The sequence below is a fragment of the Flavobacterium sp. genome (assembly GCF_965277525.1).
Taxonomy (GTDB): Bacteria; Bacteroidota; Bacteroidia; order Flavobacteriales; family Flavobacteriaceae; genus Flavobacterium.
Genome location: NZ_CBDIDC010000006.1, coordinates 333,575 through 353,979, shown reverse-complemented (window position 1 = coordinate 353,979; position 20,405 = coordinate 333,575). Strand labels below are relative to the sequence as shown.

At 33.4% G+C, this 20,405-nt stretch carries 13 protein-coding genes; 11 read left to right on the top strand and 2 right to left on the bottom strand.

All coding sequences use genetic code 11. The features are described from left to right. Nucleotides 1–87: 87 nt before the first annotated feature. The 11 genes from ACQY44_RS16945 (at nt 88) to ACQY44_RS16895 (ending at nt 16,687) form a co-directional block, all read left to right on the top strand. On the top strand, nt 88–3,531 hold the full coding sequence (locus ACQY44_RS16945) for a VIT domain-containing protein (RefSeq protein ID WP_428231481.1): 3,444 nt from the start codon (nt 88–90) through the stop codon (nt 3,529–3,531). 139 nt (nt 3,532–3,670) lie between these two features. Then, nucleotides 3,671–4,648, top strand: coding sequence for a ribosome small subunit-dependent GTPase A (rsgA, locus tag ACQY44_RS16940; protein WP_428231480.1), 978 nt, complete (start codon nt 3,671–3,673; stop codon nt 4,646–4,648). Nucleotides 4,649–4,821: 173 nt separating this feature from the next. Next, entirely contained in the window at nt 4,822–5,274 is a 453-nt protein-coding gene (gene dtd / locus ACQY44_RS16935; protein ID WP_428231479.1) for a D-aminoacyl-tRNA deacylase, read from the top strand. 64 nt (nt 5,275–5,338) lie between these two features. After that, a complete protein-coding gene (locus ACQY44_RS16930) occupies nt 5,339–7,246 on the top strand; it encodes a DUF3857 domain-containing protein (protein ID WP_428231478.1) in 1,908 nt (635 codons plus the stop codon). A gap of 5 nt (nt 7,247–7,251) precedes the next feature. Beyond that, a complete protein-coding gene (locus ACQY44_RS16925) occupies nt 7,252–9,270 on the top strand; it encodes a transglutaminase domain-containing protein (RefSeq protein ID WP_428231477.1) in 2,019 nt (672 codons plus the stop codon). Between the two features lies 1 nt (nt 9,271). Next, entirely contained in the window at nt 9,272–11,263 is a 1,992-nt protein-coding gene (locus ACQY44_RS16920) for a DUF3857 domain-containing protein (RefSeq protein WP_428231476.1), read from the top strand. A gap of 2 nt (nt 11,264–11,265) precedes the next feature. Beyond that, the gene (locus ACQY44_RS16915) at nt 11,266–11,592 is read left to right on the top strand and encodes a nucleotide pyrophosphohydrolase (protein ID WP_041518431.1); all 327 of its coding nucleotides are present in this window, start codon (nt 11,266–11,268) and stop codon (nt 11,590–11,592) included. A 134-nt stretch (nt 11,593–11,726) separates the two neighbouring features. Further along, the gene (aroA, locus tag ACQY44_RS16910; RefSeq protein ID WP_428231475.1) at nt 11,727–12,950 is read left to right on the top strand and encodes a 3-phosphoshikimate 1-carboxyvinyltransferase; all 1,224 of its coding nucleotides are present in this window, start codon (nt 11,727–11,729) and stop codon (nt 12,948–12,950) included. A 355-nt stretch (nt 12,951–13,305) separates the two neighbouring features. Then, nucleotides 13,306–14,355 (top strand): tRNA preQ1(34) S-adenosylmethionine ribosyltransferase-isomerase QueA, encoded by a 1,050-nt coding sequence (gene queA / locus ACQY44_RS16905; protein ID WP_428231474.1) that lies wholly within the window; start codon nt 13,306–13,308, stop codon nt 14,353–14,355. Between the two features lie 157 nt (nt 14,356–14,512). Then, nucleotides 14,513–15,790, top strand: coding sequence for a kynureninase (kynU, locus tag ACQY44_RS16900; RefSeq protein ID WP_428231473.1), 1,278 nt, complete (start codon nt 14,513–14,515; stop codon nt 15,788–15,790). A gap of 450 nt (nt 15,791–16,240) precedes the next feature. Further along, on the top strand, nt 16,241–16,687 hold the full coding sequence (locus ACQY44_RS16895; RefSeq protein WP_428231472.1) for a YMGG-like glycine zipper-containing protein: 447 nt from the start codon (nt 16,241–16,243) through the stop codon (nt 16,685–16,687). 54 nt (nt 16,688–16,741) lie between these two features. Here ACQY44_RS16895 and ACQY44_RS16890 read toward each other — a convergent pair whose 3' ends face one another. Together ACQY44_RS16890 and ACQY44_RS16885 are read right to left on the bottom strand one after the other, a co-directional pair. Next, nucleotides 16,742–18,553: a hypothetical protein gene (locus ACQY44_RS16890; RefSeq protein ID WP_428231471.1), complete on the bottom strand. Its 1,812-nt coding sequence runs from the start codon at nt 18,551–18,553 to the stop codon at nt 16,742–16,744. Nucleotides 18,554–18,740: 187 nt separating this feature from the next. Then, a complete protein-coding gene (locus ACQY44_RS16885) occupies nt 18,741–20,297 on the bottom strand; it encodes a hypothetical protein (protein ID WP_428231470.1) in 1,557 nt (518 codons plus the stop codon). Nucleotides 20,298–20,405: the final 108 nt, after the last annotated feature.

The window sequence follows — 20,405 nt, the reverse complement described above, 5'->3', positions numbered from 1 at the left end:
GATTTTTTTTGAAATAAAATTACTTCTTTTCCAACCTTTTTAGATTTCGTTCACTCTATAGTACTATACAAACTTAACTATTGCGTTATGAAATCAAAAATAAGGATATCTCAGCCAGGAATTTTTCAAGTAAACTTGAAAGTATTGCTTTTTTTCTTAGTGTTCTTCGGGACAAAAACTTTCGCACAAAGCCCTGAACTAACAGTAAAAGGTGACGATGCTGAAAAAGTGGGAATGAATAAGCTAATCGTCAATGTGAAAGTGGTAGGAAATATCGCTTATACCACTGCTGAAATGCATTTCTTTAATTCAGGCACCCGTCAAATGGAGGGTGAGCTTATTTTTCCGTTACCTGAAAATGTTTCGGTGTCCAGATATGCGATTGATATTAATGGTAAAATTCGTGAAGCAGTTCCTGTAAATAAAAATAAAGGAAAACAAGTTTTTGAAGCCATCGAACACCGTCGCGTTGATCCGGGATTGTTAGAAAAAGTAGATGGAAATAACTTTAGAACGAGAATTTATCCTATCATGCCAAATGGTGAACGAACTGTAATTATTGGTTACGAAGAAGAACTTTCTGCATTTGATAAAGATAATCTTTCGTATCAGTTGGTGAGTCGTTATCCTAAAAAACTGGATAATTTTGAGATGAATGTTTCGGTTTTAGGAACTTCTGTGTCACCCACTGTTGCAGAACATTCCGGTGATGAAATTACTTTTTCAAAATGGAACCAATCTTTTCAGGCTTCCATAAAAAAAGAAAATTACCAGCCTTCTGAAAAGTTACTTTTTAAGATTCCGATTCAGGAAAATGCGCCAAGTGTTGTAATGCAGAATGTGGGTGGACAGCATTATTTTTATGGCAATACTTTTATTGAAGGACATAAGATCGCTAAGAAAACACCGGTTTCTATTGGTTTGATCTGGGACAATTCCTTAAGCTGCAAAACAAGAGATGTAAAAAAAGAACTGGCTTTGCTGGATACTTACTTTCAGAAAATAAAGAACACGAAAGTAACCTTATACTTCTTGAATTATACTTTTGAAAAACAAAAAGAATATAGCATCTCTAATGGAAATTGGTCTGAACTAAAAGTTGTTTTAGAGCATGTAAAGTATGATGGTGGAACTCGCTTTTCGCAAATAAATTTCACCAACAATGACGAATATTTATTTTTCTCTGACGGATTATCTTCTTTGAGTGATAATCTTTTACCAAAAACGAGAAAGCCTCTTTATACAATCACATCATCAGTTTCTGCTGATTTTGCTTTTTTGAATTATTCGGCCATGCAAACGGGTGGTAATGTTATTAATCTAAATCAGTTAAATTTAGAAAGTGCCCTGGATAAACTGGTGAATACGAATTTGAAGTTTTTGGGTATTAAAGAAAATTATACCATAACAGATCTGTTTCCAATGCCGGGAACTTCGGCTTCCGGAAGTTTTAGTTTTTCAGGGATTTCCTTAAAACCAAAAAATGAAATTACGTTGTTATTCGGCTATACTAACGAAGCTGTTCTAGAACGAAAAATTACTCTCGATGCAGGTATTCAAAACACAAATGATGTAAACGTTGAAAAACTTTGGGCGCAGAAAAAGATAGCGAATCTTGATTTTCAATATGCTAAAAATGCGGATGAAATAGAACTTTTGGGAAAGAAGTATGGAATTATAACCCAAAATACATCCTTAATTGTTCTGGAAGATATTCGGGATTATATCGCTTACGATATTATTCCGCCGGCAGAATTACGTGCCGAATTTGACCGAATTAAGAAACAGGAAAATGATACCCGTTTAGCACAGCAAAAAAATAATTGGGAAAGTATCGAAAGTTATTTTGAAAGTTTAAATAATTGGTGGAAAAAAGATATCAAATATTCAACTCCAAAACCGCTGCCGAAACCAAAAGTTAAAACTCCTCCAAGACTGAACAATAAAAATAATAGTACTGTTTCAAACGTAACTTCAAGCAGAAGTACAAGAGTTCCGGCAGGATCTGTTTCGGGTGTTATTGTTGATAATGCTGGCTTGCCATTGCCAGGAGCCTATGTTACAGTAAATGGGCAAAGAGAAGGGGTAAGTACTGGCTTTGATGGTAAATTTACGATACAAGCTCCGGAAAATAGTATTCTTAAATTTGAATTTGTTGGTTATGAATCTTCTCAGTTAAACATTGGCAGAAACAATCAGTTTAGAGTGCAATTACTACAAAATAATTCAGCACAGTTAGAATCAGTAGTTGTAACAGCTTATGGAACGTCCCGAAAAAAGGATGTTTCCTATGCGGTACAATCTGTTTCAGCTGAAAGTATTTCTAAAAATGCTGATATACCACAAGCGCTTGCTGGTAAAGTAGCCGGAGTTCAAATTGCTGCTTCACCCTCTGTGAGTAGTAATAGAGTTATATTTGATGAGAAGCTTTCATTGCCGATTTTAAAAAAAACTTTGATAATTGTAGACGGGAAACCTTTTGAAGGTGAATTGTCAGATTTGGATCAGGATAAAATTACCTCGGTAGATATTCTTAAAGATGCTTTTGCAACTGCAGTTTATGGAAGCAGCGCATCAAATGGGGTGATAAATGTTATTACAAAAGATGGGGAATCAGACATAATAGAAAACGAAACTAAAGCCTGGAATCCCGATAGGTTATATCTTAAAGTTTTGGCATCTGCACCAAGAGAAAAACAATACGAGTTGTATTTTGAACTACGAAACGGGCAGGAAAGAAATCCGGGTTTTTATTTCGATGTAGCTCATTTTTTCTACAATCAGGGTGATGTCAAAAAAGCATTGCAAGTCATAAGTAATATTGCTGATTTAGGTTTAGAGAATCATCAGCTTTATAAAACCTTAACCTATACGTTACGCCAATGGAAGGATTTTGATGATGCTTTATTTACAGCAGGACAAATTGCAAAATGGAGAGCACATGAACCACAAAGTTTGAGAGATTATGCATTGGCTCTTGAAGATGCGGGAAGATATCAAGAAGCTTTTGATGAATTGATTAAAGCATTGGAAGTGAATTATTATGGAGAAATGAGTGGTCAATATGAAGGTGTAGAAGATATTATTTTAATGGATATCAACCGTTTGATGATCGGGCATAAAAATTTAAAAACTGGTAAACTTGATGAAAAATATTTAGCAAAAATGCCGATTGATATTCGAATTATAATGAACTGGAACTTAATGGATGTTGACTTAGATTTGCATATTATTGAACCAACGGGTGAAGAGTGTTATTATGGACATAAGGATACGCAAGCCGGAGCAAGATTCTCTAAAGATTTTACTCAAGGTTATGGTCCGGAACAATATTTAATTCGAAATGCCGTGAAAGGAAAATATCAAATTAAAACGAATTATTTTGGTGAAAGTGAATTGACTGAAAATGGCCCCGCAACGGTTATGGTAGAAATTTATACCACAAGAGCCGGGAAAACAACTAAAATTTTAAAAACAATTCAGTTAGGAAAAATCAGGGAAAATGAAATATTAGCCGAAATTGTTTGGTAAATAAGGGATTTTTTAGCATCTGTTCCTAATTTTAAAAGGCGAAGTTGCGTTGTTCAATTCTAAAAACGTAATTTTGCCTTTTAATATTTTTTAGTTTTCAGAATAATCTAAAAGCTAAAATGAACAATCTAAAATTTGAATGACAGGACTCGTATATAAATCTACAGGAAGTTGGTACACTGTAAAATCAGAAAAAGGCGATTTTATAGAATGCCGTATGAAAGGGAAGTTTAGGATGAAAGGTATCAAAAGTACCAATCCTATTGCTGTAGGTGATATTGTCGATTATGAACTCGAGGAAACCTCTGATGCTTTAACAGGAACGATTTTTAATATTCACGAAAGAAAAAATTACATCGTTCGTAAATCGGTTAATTTATCGCATCAAATGCATATTATTGCGTCGAATATTGATCGTGTTTTTTTATTGATTACCATTAATAATCCACCAACAACATTCAACTTTATAGACCGTTTTCTGGTAACTGCCGAGGCCTATAATATCGAAACTATTTTAGTTTTTAATAAGATAGATACTTTTGATGAGCCGACTCTTGAGGATCAGTTGTATATGCAATATGTATATCAGCAAATAGGTTACAAATGTCTTCGTGTTTCTTCGACAGAGATGAAAGGTGTTGAGGAATTAAAAGAAATGATGATTGGTAAAGTAAGTATGTTTTCCGGACATTCAGGTGTAGGGAAATCAACTTTGGTTAATGCCATGGAACCTTCATTGCATCTTAAAACCAAAACCATTTCTGAAGCCAGTAAACAAGGTCAGCATACTACAACTTTTGCTGAAATGTATGATTTGTCTTTTGATGCAAAAATCATCGATACACCGGGAATTAAAGGCTTTGGAATTGTTGATATGCAAAAAGAAGAAATCAGCGGTTACTTTCCAGAGTTCTTTAAACTAAAAGACCAATGTAAGTTCAACAATTGTTTGCATAAAGACGAGCCACATTGTGCTATTAAAGCCGCTTTAGAAAGAGATGAGATTGCCTGGTCACGTTATAATAGTTACCTTAAAATTCTCGAAGGCGATGACGAAAACTATCGTACAGATTCTTACGATGAAGATCGAAAAGCAAGTGATGAGTTGAGGAAGTAATTATTAATTAAATTCTAATTTTTTTAAATTCCAAATTCCAATAAAAAATAAGATCTTATTGTAGAGATGCACTGCAGTACATCTTTTCATATCATAAGCTCAAAGAATCTGTTTCATCCGTGTAATCTGTGGTTCAATAATTTACCATTTATAATTCATCATTCACCATTAATATGAGAGTAGTTCTTCAAAGAGTTTCCGAGGCATCAGTAATTATTGACCATCAAAAAGTAGCTGATATTCAGAAAGGTATGTTGGTTTTAGTTGGAATTGAAGATCTGGATACGCAGGAAGATATTGACTGGCTGGTTGGGAAAATCATAAAAATGAGAATTTTTGGTGACGAAAACGACATCATGAACTGCTCTGTTCAGGATATCGACGGTGATATTATTGTGGTGAGTCAGTTTACACTTCATGCTTCTACAAAAAAAGGAAATCGTCCTTCGTACATAAAAGCTTCAAAACCAGAGTTTGCTATCCCTATGTACGAGAATTTCGTAAAATCTTTAGAAAAGGAATTCAATAAGAAAATTCAAACGGGTGTTTTTGGTGCAGATATGAAAGTTAGTTTGCTGAATGACGGGCCTGTAACTATTTTAATAGACAGTAAAAACAAAGATTAAAAAAACATTAGACGAGTGTTAAGGATTTCTAAAAATAATATATATTTGGCGAAATTACTTACTAATGAAAAACTGTTTTTTTGCATTAATTTTTTTCTTCTTTACCCTTATTTCTTCGGCTCAAAAGATTGAGTATGCCGTTGCTGCAATTGCAGATAGTCTTAAAGAAAATGCCAATGCTGTAGTTCGTTTTGATCAAACTGATATTACCATTTTGTCACAACGAAGCATGAATACTAAAAATCATCGCGTTGTTACGGTTTTAAACGATAAAGGGTTTGATGCTGCACAAGCTTACGAATATTACGATAAATCAACCTCAGTCAAAAATATCGAAGCGATAGTGTATGATGCCTTTGGTAAAGAAATCAAAAGAATCAAAAGAAAAGATTTTAAAGATCAAAGTGTCGTTGGAGGAAGCACTCTTTTCTCAGACAGTAGAATAATTTATTTAGATTATACCCCAATTTTATACCCTTTTACAGTTGAATTCAGTAGTGAAGTTCAAACTTCATCAACTGCTTTTCTTCCAAACTGGATGCCTTTAAGAGGATTTTATACCAGTATCGAAAAAGCTCTTTTAAATGTTACCTATCCTCCTGATTTAGGGTTTAAAAAGAAAGAATTTCAATTTTCAGGTTTTAATGTAAAGAAAACAACCGATACCAGTACCCAACTTTCTTATGTGATAACGAATGTAATGGGACAGAAGAAAGAAGATTACAGTCCTTCAGTCAAAGATTTGTTTCCTAAAGTAATGATGGGCTTAGAACGTTTTCATCTCGAAGGGGTTGATGGTACGGCTACGAATTGGACTGATTTTGGAAAATGGTATTCTGAAAAAATATTGGCCGGTACAACGGATTTATCAGAAGAAACAAAAACAAAAATAAGGGCTATTGTTGGAGAAGAAAAAGATCCTGTTAAAAAGGCAAAATTAGTTTATGATTTTGTACAGAAAAAATCACGTTATGTTAGTATTCAGGTTGGTATTGGTGGCTGGAAACCCATGTTGGCTACAGATGTAGACCGCCTGGGTTATGGCGATTGCAAAGCTTTGACGAATTATACAAAAGCACTTTTGCAGGCTGTAGATGTTCCTTCATACAATACCGTTTTATATGGAGACACTTATAAAACAAATATTCAGTCTGATTTTGTATCGATGCAGGGCAATCACATGATATTGTCGATTCCTAATGGCAATCATTATACCTGGTTAGAATGTACCAGCCAGGATGATCCTTTTGGATATCAGGGCACTTTTACAGATGATCGTGATGTTTTGATTATCAAACCCGAAGGAGGAGAAATTGTTCGCACTACGGTATATGAAGATCTTGGAAATACCCAAAAAGACAAAGGGACTTATACGCTAGACGAAAAAGGAAATTTTTCTGGTTCGATTGTAATCGTTTCTGAAGGTTCTCAATATAGCTCAAAAGCCAGAATAGAGAATTTTCAGCCAACAGAAAAAGAATCGCATTATAAAGACTACTGGGGCAATATCAATAACCTGAAATTAGGGAAAATGGTGTTTACCAACAACAAGGAAAATATTTGTTTTACAGAGGAGGTTCAGGTAAGTGCGATAAATTATGCGACAATTTCAGCCAATAAAATGATTTTTACTGTTGATGCTTTCAATCAAAGTTCCGGCAATGTAAAAAGAATTAGAAATAGAAAAAATCCATTTCAAATGCAACGTGGTTATTTAGATACGGATGAAATCGAAATTAATTTGCCAACTGGTTTTACGATCGAATTTTTACCTTCCAACTTTGAATTGAAAGGAAAATATGGAGAATACAAAACTGAAATCATCAAAAAAGAAAACAATAAACTGATCTACAAACGTTCGATGCTTTTAAATAAAGGGAACTATTCCAGTAAAGAATATGATGAATATCGTCTCTTTATGGAGCAAGTGTCCAGAAATGATAACGCCAAAATTATATTAACCAAGAACTAACCAAAATGAAATTTATTAAACTTTTTAGTCTACTGACTGTGTTGCTGTTTATTCCAAAAGTAACAGCGCAGGAATTTAAATTAGGAAAAGTATCAGTTGCTGAATTAGAGCAAAAAATGCATCCCAAAGATTCATCAGCCGCTGCTGCAATTTTGTATAAAAAAGGAAAAACCAGAATTGAATATGATCAGAACGATGGGTTTATTACGGTAACTGATGTAGAGACCAGAATTAAAATTTATAAAAAAGAAGGTTATAATTGGGCAAATCAAAGCGTTTGGTATTATTCTTCGAATGGTTTTAAAGAAAGAGTAAGTTTTGCTGATGCTGTTACGTATAACTTAGTAAATGGTAAAATTGAAAAAACAAAACTAAAAAGTGATGGTGCTTTTGATGAAATCGTTAATAAGTTCAGAGGTCAAAAAAAGATCACGATGCCAAATGTCAAAGAAGGTTCCATTATTGAGTTTAGCTATCAGGTACGAAGCCCTAGTGATCGGATGATTAGAGATTGGGATTTTCAAACCAGTGTACCAGTAAATTATTCAGAGTTTTCAACGTATGTTCCGGAATATTATGTCTTTAATTCAAGACAGAAGGGATATGTTTTTCCTAAGATTACGACAGTAACAAATCCAAGATCAATAACTTTCACGAACAAAGAAAGATCTGGCGGGGGATGGGGAAATACCCAGACAACATTTTCGACAGATAAATTAGATTATACAGAAACGCAAACTACTTATTTAGCCTTAGATTTTCCTGCGATGAAAGATGAAGCATATGTCAATAATATTGACAATTATACTTCAAGTGTTCAGCATGAATTATCAATGACAAAATATCCAAATTCACAAATAAAAATGTACTCTACTGACTGGAATTCAGTTGCAAAAACTATTTATGATTACGATGATTTTGGTCCCGAATTAAATAAAACAGGATATTTTGAAGAAGATCTAAAGAAAATATTAGCAGATAAAAATACTAGTGAAGAAAAAATTCTGGCGATTTTTAATCACGTAAAAGCGAATGTAAAATGGAATGATTACACCGGTTACAGTTGTGATAGTGGTGTTAAGAAAGCATATAAAGAAAAGACAGGAAACATTGCCGATATCAATTTAATGCTAACCGCAATGTTGCGTTATGCTGGTCTAACCGCAAATCCGGTCTTAATAAGTACACGTTCAAACGGAATTTCAATTTTCCCGAATAGAAATGCATTTAATTATGTAATTGCCGCTGTTGAAACACCAAATGGAAATGTTTTGTTAGATGCGTCTGATAAATTTTCAACTCCTAATGTTTTGCCTTTTAGAGCTTTAAACTGGTCAGGAAGATTGATAAGAAAAGACGGAAGTTCTGAAGAAGTCGATTTAATGCCTAAAAAAGCATCAAACGACATTGTTTTTATGAATTATAGTATTGATCCCGAAGGTAAGGTAACAGGAAAAACCAGAAGACAATGCACAGATTATAATGCCATGATAACAAGAGATAAGATTGCTGGTATAAAGGAAGAAGAATATTTAGAAAAACTTGAAAATCAAAATAATAAAATCGAGATAAGCGATTATTCACGAACAAATGAAAAAGAATTATTATTACCTACGATAGAAACTTATTCGTTTACAGGGAATAATTTATGCGAAGTAATAGGCGGAAAAATATACGTAAGCCCAATGTTATTTTTGACTAACGAAAAAAATCCTTTTAAGCAGGAAGTCAGAGAATATCCGGTTGATTTTGGATTCCCTTTTATAGATAAATACAATATTACGATTCAAATTCCTGAAGGATATACGACAGAGGTATTACCTGAGCCATTAGTCATGAATATGGAGAATAATTTAGGTAGCTTTAAGTTTAATATTGCTTCGACAGGCAACGCATTGCAGATCAGTATTCAACATCAAATCAATGATGCGATAGTTTCTACTGAAAAATACGAAATGCTTAAAGAGTATTATAAAGGGATGATAGCAAAAGAAACAGAGAAAATTGTTTTAAAGAGAATTTAATATGAAGTTTCAACACTTAATAATAGTTGTTTTTTTATTTCTTGGAATTTCAAAAGTCACGGCGCAAAATTATGATTTAGGAAAAGTTACTGTTGCAGAATTAAAAGAAAAAGTCAATCCAAAAGATACGACTGCGCCTGCTGCAATTTTATTTAAAAAAGGAAAAACATTTTTTACGTTTAATAAAGACAAAGGTTTCTCAGCGAATCATGTTTATGAATTTAAAATCAAAATTTACAAAAAAGAAGGAGTAAAATGGGCCGATCAAAAAGTGCGTTTTTATATAGGTTATGAAACTTTGAGCGAAGACCGATTAGAGTTTTCAAACGCAATTACCTATAATTTAGAAAATGGATCAATTGTAAAGACAAAACTGGATAACCAGGGAACTTTTAAGAAAAAAGTAAATAAATTTTGGAATGAAAAAACAATAACCCTTCCTAATGTAAAAGTAGGATCGATTATAGAATACAAATACACTTTGAAATCTGAGAACATTGTAAAATTACCGGATTTCGATTTTCAATATGAAATTCCGGTCAATTACTTTGAATATAAAACAGACATTCCGGAGTATTACATCTATAAACCCATTTTGGTTGGAGGTCATAAAGTCGAAACAGAGTCAAAATTGACCAACGGCAGCCAAAGTTTTGAAGATGATTATAACAGATCAAAAGGAATTTCGTATAAACAAATAAGTGCTTTTTATAAAGGAAAAGATATTCCGGCTTTAATAATAGAGCCGTATGTAGATAATATAGAAAATTACAGAGGATCTATTCAGCATGAATTAGACAGGGTTCGTTATCCCGATCAGCCTGTAAAAGATTATGCGGTAACCTGGGAAGGCGTGGCAACTACTATTTTTAAAGATAAAAGTTTTGGAAAAGAACTTAACGAGAGGGATTTTTTACTGGAAGATGTTAAACGATTATTAACGAATGTTGAGTCTCAAAAGGAGCGATTGAATGTCGTTTTTAAATTCGTTCAGAATAAAATGAATTGGAATGAAGTGAATGATTATTACACAGACAAGGGTGTAAAAAAAGCGTATGCAGATCAGACCGGAAATGTGGCCGAGATTAATTTTATATTAATCAGTATGTTAAAACTGGCAGGAATAGAGGTGAATCCGGTTTTGGTAAGTACGACAGAAAATGGAATTCCGGTTTATCCCACAAGAACAGGTTTTAATTATGTGATAGCTGCCGCGGAAATTGACGGGAACCAAATTTTACTGGATGCAACACATAAATTCACCTATCCGGGGATTTTGCCCTTAAATGTTTTGAATTGGAGAGGAAGGCTGATAAAAGATGATGGAACCTCGGAAGAAATTAATTTAGTACCTGCTGTAGTATCAAAAGAATATTCGAATCTGATGGTCAAAATTGATAACCTGGGCAAAGTAGAAGGCAAGATTAGAATTCAAAGGACAGATTATGATGCCTATCGTTTTAGAGTTGAAAACGCCAATAGAAATCAGGAAAGTTATCTCGAAAAATTAGAAGAGCAATTAGGAGATCTGAAAATCTCCAGTTATACCATTGAGAATAAAAAAACGAATTTTCAGGAGCCGGTTATTGAAACATTTTCTTTAATGTCAGACAACAGAATAGAAATTATTGGAGGTAAAATTTTTATAAACCCGTTATTGTTTTTTACAAGATCTAAAAATCCTTTTACTCAGGAAGTGAGACAAATGCCAGTTTATTTTGGATATCCAACTCAGGAAAAATTCAATTTGAATTTAGAAATTCCGGAAGGATATGCAATAGAGTCGTTACCAACTCCTGTTAAGATTGTATCAGAGAATAAAGAGATCGTCTATGTATTAAATGTATTAGGTGAAGGCAATAAAATTCAAATAAGTAGTTCAAAAGAAATTAACAATAGTATTTTTGCAGCAGATCAGTATAATGGATTAAAAGATCTTTTCGAGAAGATGATTGTTAGTCAAAATGAAAAAATTATTCTTAAAAAAATATAACTATGGACTTGAAAAATGCACAACTTGATGTTGATACCTGGATAAAAGAACACGGTGTTCGCTACTTTAATGAATTGACAAATATGGCACAACTTACGGAAGAAGTTGGTGAAGTTGCCCGAATTATTGCCCGAAGATATGGTGAACAGTCAGAAAAAGAAAGTGATAAAAACAAAGATTTAGGCGAAGAACTGGCTGATGTGGTTTTTGTAGTTTTATGTCTTGCCAACCAAACCGGAATTGATTTACAGGCCGCCTTTGATAAAAAGATGGATTTAAAATCAATTAGAGATAAGGACCGCCATAAAAACAACGATAAATTAAAATAATTGTGAAATATCACGCATAAGTTTTGAATTATCAGTTTTGAATTTTGAATTATGAATGGGGAGTAGTAAATTGCGTGACTGAATTATGTTCCTAATCATTCATAATTCATAATTTACAACTTACAATTAAAAAAATGAATTTACTACTTCAGACAACTCAACATAACTTAAAAGGTCAAATTGCAGTAACAGGATCAAAAAGCGAAACCAATCGTTTATTATTACTAAAAGCGTTGTTTCCAAATATTACACTTTCGAATACTTCAAACTCTGATGACAGTGAAGTAATGCAAAAAGCCCTTATTGGCAATGACGAAATTGTAGACATCCACCATGCCGGGACAGCAATGCGTTTTTTAACCGCTTATTTTGCTGTAAACGAAGGCCGCGAAGTGGTAATGACAGGTTCAGGAAGAATGCAGGAACGTCCGATTAAGATTTTAGTGGAAGCTTTAGGACAATTGGGAGTGGAGATTTCTTATGAAAAAGAAGAAGGTTATCCGCCAATTCGAATCAAAGGAAAAAAAGTGACCGCATCAAAAGTTACTTTGGCAGCCAATGTTAGCAGTCAATATATTTCGGCACTTTTATTAGTGGCTTCAAAATTAGAAAATGGTTTAGAATTGACTTTAGAAGGAGAAATTACTTCAATTCCGTATATCAAAATGACGTTAGCTTTACTAAATGATTTAGATATTCAAACCACTTTTGAGGGAAATGTAATTAAAGTTTACCCGAAAGCTGAGGTTGCATCAAAAGAAATGGTTGTAGAATCAGATTGGAGTTCAGCCTCTTACTTTTTTAGTTTAGTGGCTTTGGCAGATACAGCTTCAATCACATTGAGCAGTTATAAAGCAAACAGCTTGCAGGGAGATTCTGAATTAGTTTCGCTTTATGAGAAATTAGGAGTAAAAACGACGTTTCAGGACAACAAAATGACTTTGGTAAAACAGGAGAATTTTAGATTTGAAACCATAGATTTTGAATTAAACAATACACCTGACATTGCACAAACTATAGTAGTAACCTGTTTAGGATTAGGAATTGGTTGTCATTTAACCGGTCTTCATACTTTAAAAATAAAAGAAACAGACAGGCTTGAAGCACTGAGAATTGAGTTGACAAAATTAGGGGCAAACATTTCAGTAACAAATGATAGTTTGACTTTGACAGCTTCAGAAAATATTAATCATAATGTGAAAATTGCTACATACAACGATCATCGTATGGCAATGGCATTTGCACCATTAGCATTAAAAGTACCCATTATCATCGAAGATGCTGAGGTAGTCTCAAAATCTTATCCTGATTTCTGGAATGATTTAAAAGCTTTAGATTTCCAAATTTCAGAATTGTAAAAAATAGTGAACCATATAAGAAATATAAGTTCATTTTAATAAAATGAGTATATTTGAATAGCCTCCAGTTAAAACTGGAGGTTTTTTTATGCGCAAACTTCTCGGCTTTAGCTAAATAAAAACACCAATAATTTTTTGCAGAATCGAAGTAAAATGCAATTATATTTCTTATATGTTAAAAAATATACAAAAACTTCATTTTTAATTACTATCAAACAGCAGCAAATCAACGACTTTTGAAAATAAACATCAAAACACTTGACAACGCCTATCTCACAATCGTATATTTGCACACGATTAAAAATCAGGTCTTCAAATAATCCTGATCGAAATCTATAACTCATAACTTTCTCAAATGAAATTATCACATTTTCAATTTAATTTACCGAAAGAACTTTTAGCAGAATTCCCGGCAGAAAACAGAGACGAATCTCGTTTAATGGTAATCGATCGTCAAAAACAAACTATAGAGCACAAAATGTTTAAAGATGTTATCAATTATTTTGATGACGGTGACGTTTTGATTCTTAACAATACAAAAGTTTTCCCTGCACGTTTGTACGGAAACAAAGAAAAAACAGGAGCAAGAATTGAAGTTTTCTTATTAAGAGAATTAAATTCTGAGCAACGTCTTTGGGACGTTTTGGTTGATCCGGCTAGAAAAATCCGTATCGGAAACAAACTTTACTTTGGTGATGACGATTCATTAGTTGCTGAGGTAATCGACAACACGACTTCTCGTGGTAGAACTTTACGTTTTTTATATGACGGTTCTTACGAAGAATTCAGAAATAAATTAACAGAACTTGGAGAAACTCCAATTCCTAAATACATCAACAGAGAAGTAACTCCTGAGGATGCTGAAAGATACCAAACTATTTACGCAAAAGAAGAAGGAGCTGTAGCTGCACCAACTGCAGGTTTACACTTCTCAAAACACCTTTTGAAAAAATTAGAAATCAAAGGAGTAAATTTTGCTGAAGTTACACTTCACGTTGGTTTAGGAACTTTTAATCCGGTTGAGGTAGAAGATTTGTCAAAACACAAAATGGATTCTGAAGAATTGATCATCAAACAAGAAGCTTGTGATATCGTAAATGCTGCTAAATTAGCTAAAAAACGTATTTGTGCTGTAGGAACAACTTCTATGCGTGCTATCGAAAGTTCAGTTTCATCTCAAAATACTTTAAATCCTTATGAAGGATGGACAAATAAATTTATTTTCCCTCCTCACGATTTTAGTATTGCAAATTGTATGATTACCAATTTCCACACACCAAAATCAACATTATTAATGATGATTTCTGCTTTCTGTGGTCATGATTTAATGAAAAGAGCATACGAAGAAGCAATCAAAGAAGAATACAAATTCTATTCTTACGGAGATGCGATGCTGATTATCTAATGAGATATTTAGAATGAAATATAAAACCTGTCAGTGATGACGGGTTTTTTTTTTTGTTTCAAGTTTCAGGTTTCAGGCTTTGGAGAACGTTAAACTTGAAACCTGAAACTTGAAACAAAAAAACTATTTCCTATTTTTACGACTCAAAACAAATACAATGACTTTTCAAAATACACGCGAATTCGCAAAACAACTGGACTCAGAGGATACTTTAAATCAATATCAGGATCAATTTATTTTTCCGAAAGTAAATGACAAACGCGTTATTTATTTTACTGGAAACTCTTTAGGATTACAACCAAAAAGAACAAAAGCATATATTGATGAAGTAATGAACGATTGGGCAGATCTTGCTGTCGAAGGTCATTTTTATGCTCAAAAACCCTGGTGGGATTATCAGGAAAGATTTGCAGCGCCTTTGAGTAAAATTGTGGGCGCCTTACCATCGGAAGTTACAGTGATGAATACCTTAACGGTAAATCTTCATTTATTGATGGTTTCTTTTTATCAGCCAAAAGGAAAGCGCTATAAGATAATCTGCGAGGAAAAAGCATTTCCTTCGGACCAGTATATGTTTCAGAGTCAGGTACATTTTCATGGATATAAAACAGAAGACGCGATTGTAGAGATCAAACGTCGTAAAGGCGAACATAATATTCGTCTGGAAGATGTTCTGGCAAAAATTGAAGAAGTAGGAGATGAACTGGCTTTGGTTTTAATTGGTGGTGTAAATTACTATACCGGACAAGTTTTTGATATTAAAACAATCACCGAAGCCGGACAAAAAGCAGGAGCAAAAGTAGGTTGGGATTTGGCGCACGCTGCCGGAAATATCAAACTGGAACTTCACGATTGGAATGTCGATTTCGCTGCCTGGTGCAGTTATAAATATATGAATTCAGGACCTGGAAATGCTTCAGGTTGTTTTGTACATGAAAAACACCATAATAATCCTGACTTACCTCGATTTGCTGGCTGGTGGGGACATAATAAAGAACGCCGTTTTAAGATGGAGCCTAATTTCGATCCGGTTCATGGTGCTGATGGCTGGCAGATTAGTAATTTACCGGTACTTTCTTTAGCGCCTTATTTAGCTTCGGTAGAAATGTTTGCAGAAGTTGGAATGGATGTTTTAATCAAAAAGAGAGATCAAATCACAGCATATTTAGAATTCATTTTGCATGAAATTGATAAAGAAGTAAAAGGGAATTTCGAAATCATCACACCTTCAAATCCGGAAGAAAGAGCTTCTCAATTATCAGTTTTTTTACATGGAGAAGGAAGAAGTTTATTCGATTATTTAATGAAAAACGGAGTTATAACAGATTGGCGCGAACCAAATGTAATTCGTCTGGCACCTGTTCCGTTATATTGTTCTTATGAAGACATGTACGACTTTGGGCAAATCCTGAAAAAAGGAATTTTAGCGAAATAAAAATTAATTAATCTCGCAAGGGCGAAAGCGCAAAGTTTTTAATTAAAGACAGTACTGTGCTGTTTGTCATTTCGACGAAGGAGAAATCTCCGTAAGTAACTCCGCTACGAAAAATTCAATCTTTGTTGATCTTCTAGTGTAATTTCTCCTTCGTCGAAATGACATAAAATGAGAAAGAAACTTTGCTCCCGATAGCTATCGGGAGTGCGACTTGCGAGATTTTTTTAGATTGTAACTTAAAAAACGATCTGTTTAAATCTTTTTAAATCTGCGTGAAAACTTTCTGCCCATAAAAAAATCCGTTTTAAATCCGTGTCGATAGCAATCCGTTTCATCTGCGTCTAATTTTAGCCATGATCTTCAAATTCTGTAACCTTTACGTCAAATCATGTAACTTCAGCAAAACGAATATTCTTTAATTTGTAGTGTAATAATTTAAAAACTACAATCATGAAAGCCTTATATATATTATTCGCCGCCTTATCAATCGTTTCTTGTCAGAATCAGGGAAAAGAAGAATTGAATAAAGCAAAACAAGCTAGCATTGATTCGATGAAGGTTGAAATTAATAAACAAAGAGTTATTGATTCAATGAAAACAGAAATGGCAAACCTAAAAGAACAGCAAAGAGTAGAACAGCAGAAAGTAGAATCTCAAAAGGTTGTGGTAGTACATCAACAACAAGCTGATGGAACCGCCACTACAACCACTACCAAAAAGAAAAAGGGATGGAGTGCTACTGCTAAAGGAGCCGTAATTGGTGCTGGAGTTGGTGCTGCAACCGGAGCTATTGTAAGTAAGAAAAAAGGAGAAGGTGCCATTATTGGTGGTTTAGCCGGTGCTGCTTTAGGAACCGGAACCGGTGCTGTAATCGATAGCAAAAAGAAAAAAGAATAAACAATTATTATATATAAATAAACCCCGATTTAATATAAATCGGGGTTTTGTGTTTTAAGCTAACTCTAAAGTTGGAATCTTGATTTCATCCAATTCTAATTTATAAAAATCCAAATCTTTTTTAATCTTGCTTAAATCATTTTTAAAGTATAAAGCAGGCGATAATAAATTTTGGTAATATTCGATTCCTTCCAGAATATTAGCCCTAAAGGTGTTCCATTTTTTTAGTTGTGCATTCGTAATATCCCCTGAAATATTGTCAATTTCATTTCTAAAATAATCCACATACATTTTTAATTCTTTTACAAATAAGTTTGGCCTGTTTTTTGTCCTTAGAATCGATTTGTTTCCATAAATATGGCGAACCATGTCAGACAACGAAACTTCTTGGTCAAAATACGCCATATTAGGCCCAGGACAGATGATAACTCCTTGTGCTTGTCCTTTTATTTTAATATCATTCTCTAAATAGGAGGCATTGGCTAAGCCCACACACAAACAAGATTTTTCAGTAATAGCAAATTTTGCTTTTTCAAAATCCTGATATGACATCGTATCTTTTGCGTTTTCTAATGCTGCAAGTTTATGATCCTGAAATTTTTTCGAAGCAGTACAAATTCCGTGGAGATCGTATTCTTTGCTAAGTGCTAAGAATTTCTTAGGGCAAGAACTTCCGGCTTTATTTTGGTCGATTCTTTTTTGTCTTAAAATTTCATTTGTAGTTCCTCTCAAAGTATTAAACGGAACTCCCAATGGCGAAATATGGCTTAAATAAAAATCTTCTTCTTTGGCATTCATTAATAATTCGCGGGTAGCTTTGTCTACAGAAGTTGCTTCAGGAACCAATAAAAACGGAGATCCCCATCCTACAGAATCCACTTTGTAATTTTCTAGTAAAAATTCATGTTCTTCAGCAGTTCCTACACCACCCTGAACGGTGATTTTAAGTGGTAAGGGATTCTCAGGTGCATGAATTTGTTTTTGCTGTAACACTTTTGTCATCAGCTCATGTGCGGAGTGAACAAGCTGATCTTTTTTTTGTTTAAACTCTTCTAATATTGGTCCTAACAGAAGGCCATCAGTGGCAAAAGCATGTCCTCCGCAATTTAATCCCGATTCAATTCGGTATTCAGAAACCCAAAGACCTTTCTTCGCTAAAAAATTCCCCTGAATCATAGCAGATCTGAAATCACTAACTTTTAAAATGATTTTCTTTTTCAGTTCATTATTAAGATTCGGAAAAAAATCTGAAAAGTTTTCAAAATAGCTAAACAATCTCGGATTCATACCGGCAGACAGCACAACCGAAGATTCAAGATTGCTATTGGCAAAACCTCTTAAGGCCGCGTGGGCATCGTTAAATTCAATAGGAAGCGGTTCGTTTTTCTCGAAATTATCTTTATCCAGTTTGGTCATGATATTCACATCGATTGCTCCCGGTGAGAGATGGGATTCGATATACTTTTGAATGTTTTCTTTGAAAGAAATACCATCATCTAATAGACTTTGAAAACCTTTTTTGATATCCGAAGTATTGGATAACATCGCAATATAATTTTCGACTGCAGTTTTGCTTTCGATTAATTCCGCTTTAAAATTATCGAATTTTTCTTTTACAATTTTGTCAACCAGGTTAAGGTAAGATGTAATTCTTTGCGCTCTGTAATCATGAAATTTCTGACTGATTTCTTCGTACGGAAGATTGAATTTGGTGCTGTAAAAATTACGCATCTTTTCAATTAAATCATCATCAGCTATAGAAACTACAGATGAAATTCCATATTGTGCCACTCGAATAGGGCTGTCGATTGTATAGGCGAGTCCCATTACGGGAATATGAAAAGTATGTAAAGGTGGCTTTGTCATTTGTTTTTAAATTAAAAATAAAAGCAAATGTTGGAAAAATTACCCTCAAAAAACCTGATAATTGTCAGGTTTTAAAATAGTTGAAAATGATATGAAGAAAAAGGGTTGCCATGAATTTTACGAATTTTAGCGAATTATTTTTAAATCAAAACAATTAGAAATTCGTGGCAGAAACAAAGCGAAAAAACTAAATCAAAATCTTCTTGAAAGACTCTGCAATACTTCTCCAAAGAAAATTATAAAATGACTTTTCCTGAATGCGTTCTAACTCAACATCCGCCTTTTTAGTTTCGTCGTTAGAGTCATTTTTTAGTAATAAGTTTACAACGGCTGATTTTAATTTGGCTTCTTTTTCAGGATGTTTCTTTTTGAATAATTTTACTTTTAAATCTTCATAATCAAGCGTGGCATTTCCTTTTGCGGTATTGTCATTCCCGTAAAAATTAAAATGATATTTATTAAATTTTCCCGTAAAAGTAGTGTTGATATAAGGTTTTGTAAATCGTTCCATCGCCATAACATTAAAATTTGCGATCGTTCCCTGAATATGAAAACTGTCTTTTAGATCCAGGACATTAAAACTCCAGTCAACATCTAAAGGAGATGTTTTCATGAAAAGGCAATTGACTTTGATCTTTACATCAGACATTTTTTTATAGCCAAAACCACTTTTTAAATTCGTGACCTGCATATTAAAACGATCAAAATTCAAAATTCCGGGACCTTTCGAGAAATCAATTTCTTCCTCGTAAACCAGTTTTGATTTTAGAATTTGTATCGTATCGATTTGGAGTGGGAATTTAATTTTTCGTAATAAATGATTGTACAGGTACTTTTTACTCAAATCATCTTTTGGCATTTTATTGCGATAAATATTAGCATCGATATGATTGGCAATTAACGAATTTGCTTTGAAGAAAAAGAGGTCATTTTTAAATCCCCAATCCATTTTTTCAATGTGTGCCGAATCTAATTTAATAGTATAAATATCTTTTTCTTTATCCAGTTTACTTACAAATACTTTACGGTTAAATTCAGGTAAATAAGAAAAATTCTTAACCTTCAGGAAATTATTTTCGGTACTTATCTGGCCAATATTCAGATGATAAAAGGCGCTTGGTTTGTAATATAAACTATCGCACACCAAAACGTATTTATTAAAACGCATTGGGATTTTTTCTTTCAGGGTTGCATCCGTAAGTAAAATGCCTTCAAGCTTTAAAATGATTTTTTTAACACTAAGAATTGGTTTGTCGGTATCTAATGAAACCACATCGACTGTTCCTTCATTGAGGTAAATATTCGAAACAGCAACAATTTTGCGGAAAGGTTCAATGATTTCATTTTTTATGCTTTTGCTGTTATTCAAAAGTTTTTCTCCTTTTTTATAAAGAATCACACGGGGTTTATTGATAATAATACTTTCGGCCTGAATAATATCATGAAAAGCCAAATCCCAGATATTAAAATGTTTAATCGTGATAGATTCTATTTTACAGAAAAGCCCGTTTTTGCTGTCTTTTGGCTGATTTTTTGGACTTACTAATAATGTCGTGGCATTAATATTTCGGGAGATCAGTGAAACTTCAATTTTTTCATAGTGAATGTTGTAGGCTGTTTTGTTTTTTTCGTTAACAATTATGGGTAATTGTTTTTTTATCCAATAATTAAGACCAATATTGAGTAAAATCACAAAAAGGAAGACAGAAATTACACCGATCGCTATTTTTTTACAGATTGACATTTATGATATTGATTTTAAATACATAAATTTAGATTTTTAAAAGCGATGTTTTTTACACGATTACATCTTTAATTTACATTATTACCCAATCATTATCATTATACTTTT

Bases quoted from the DNA above. Each gene is read 5' to 3' on its own strand.
- ACQY44_RS16945 (WP_428231481.1), top strand. From the start codon at position 88: ATGAAATCAAAAATAAGGATATCTCAGCCAGGAATTTTTCAAGTAAAC.
- rsgA (WP_428231480.1), top strand. From the start codon at position 3,671: ATGACAGGACTCGTATATAAATCTACAGGAAGTTGGTACACTGTAAAA.
- dtd (WP_428231479.1), top strand. From the start codon at position 4,822: ATGAGAGTAGTTCTTCAAAGAGTTTCCGAGGCATCAGTAATTATTGAC.
- ACQY44_RS16930 (WP_428231478.1), top strand. From the start codon at position 5,339: ATGAAAAACTGTTTTTTTGCATTAATTTTTTTCTTCTTTACCCTTATT.
- ACQY44_RS16925 (WP_428231477.1), top strand. From the start codon at position 7,252: ATGAAATTTATTAAACTTTTTAGTCTACTGACTGTGTTGCTGTTTATT.
- ACQY44_RS16920 (WP_428231476.1), top strand. From the start codon at position 9,272: ATGAAGTTTCAACACTTAATAATAGTTGTTTTTTTATTTCTTGGAATT.
- ACQY44_RS16915 (WP_041518431.1), top strand. From the start codon at position 11,266: ATGGACTTGAAAAATGCACAACTTGATGTTGATACCTGGATAAAAGAA.
- aroA (WP_428231475.1), top strand. From the start codon at position 11,727: ATGAATTTACTACTTCAGACAACTCAACATAACTTAAAAGGTCAAATT.
- queA (WP_428231474.1), top strand. From the start codon at position 13,306: ATGAAATTATCACATTTTCAATTTAATTTACCGAAAGAACTTTTAGCA.
- kynU (WP_428231473.1), top strand. From the start codon at position 14,513: ATGACTTTTCAAAATACACGCGAATTCGCAAAACAACTGGACTCAGAG.
- ACQY44_RS16895 (WP_428231472.1), top strand. From the start codon at position 16,241: ATGAAAGCCTTATATATATTATTCGCCGCCTTATCAATCGTTTCTTGT.
- ACQY44_RS16890 (WP_428231471.1), bottom strand. From the start codon at position 18,553: ATGACAAAGCCACCTTTACATACTTTTCATATTCCCGTAATGGGACTC.
- ACQY44_RS16885 (WP_428231470.1), bottom strand. From the start codon at position 20,297: ATGTCAATCTGTAAAAAAATAGCGATCGGTGTAATTTCTGTCTTCCTT.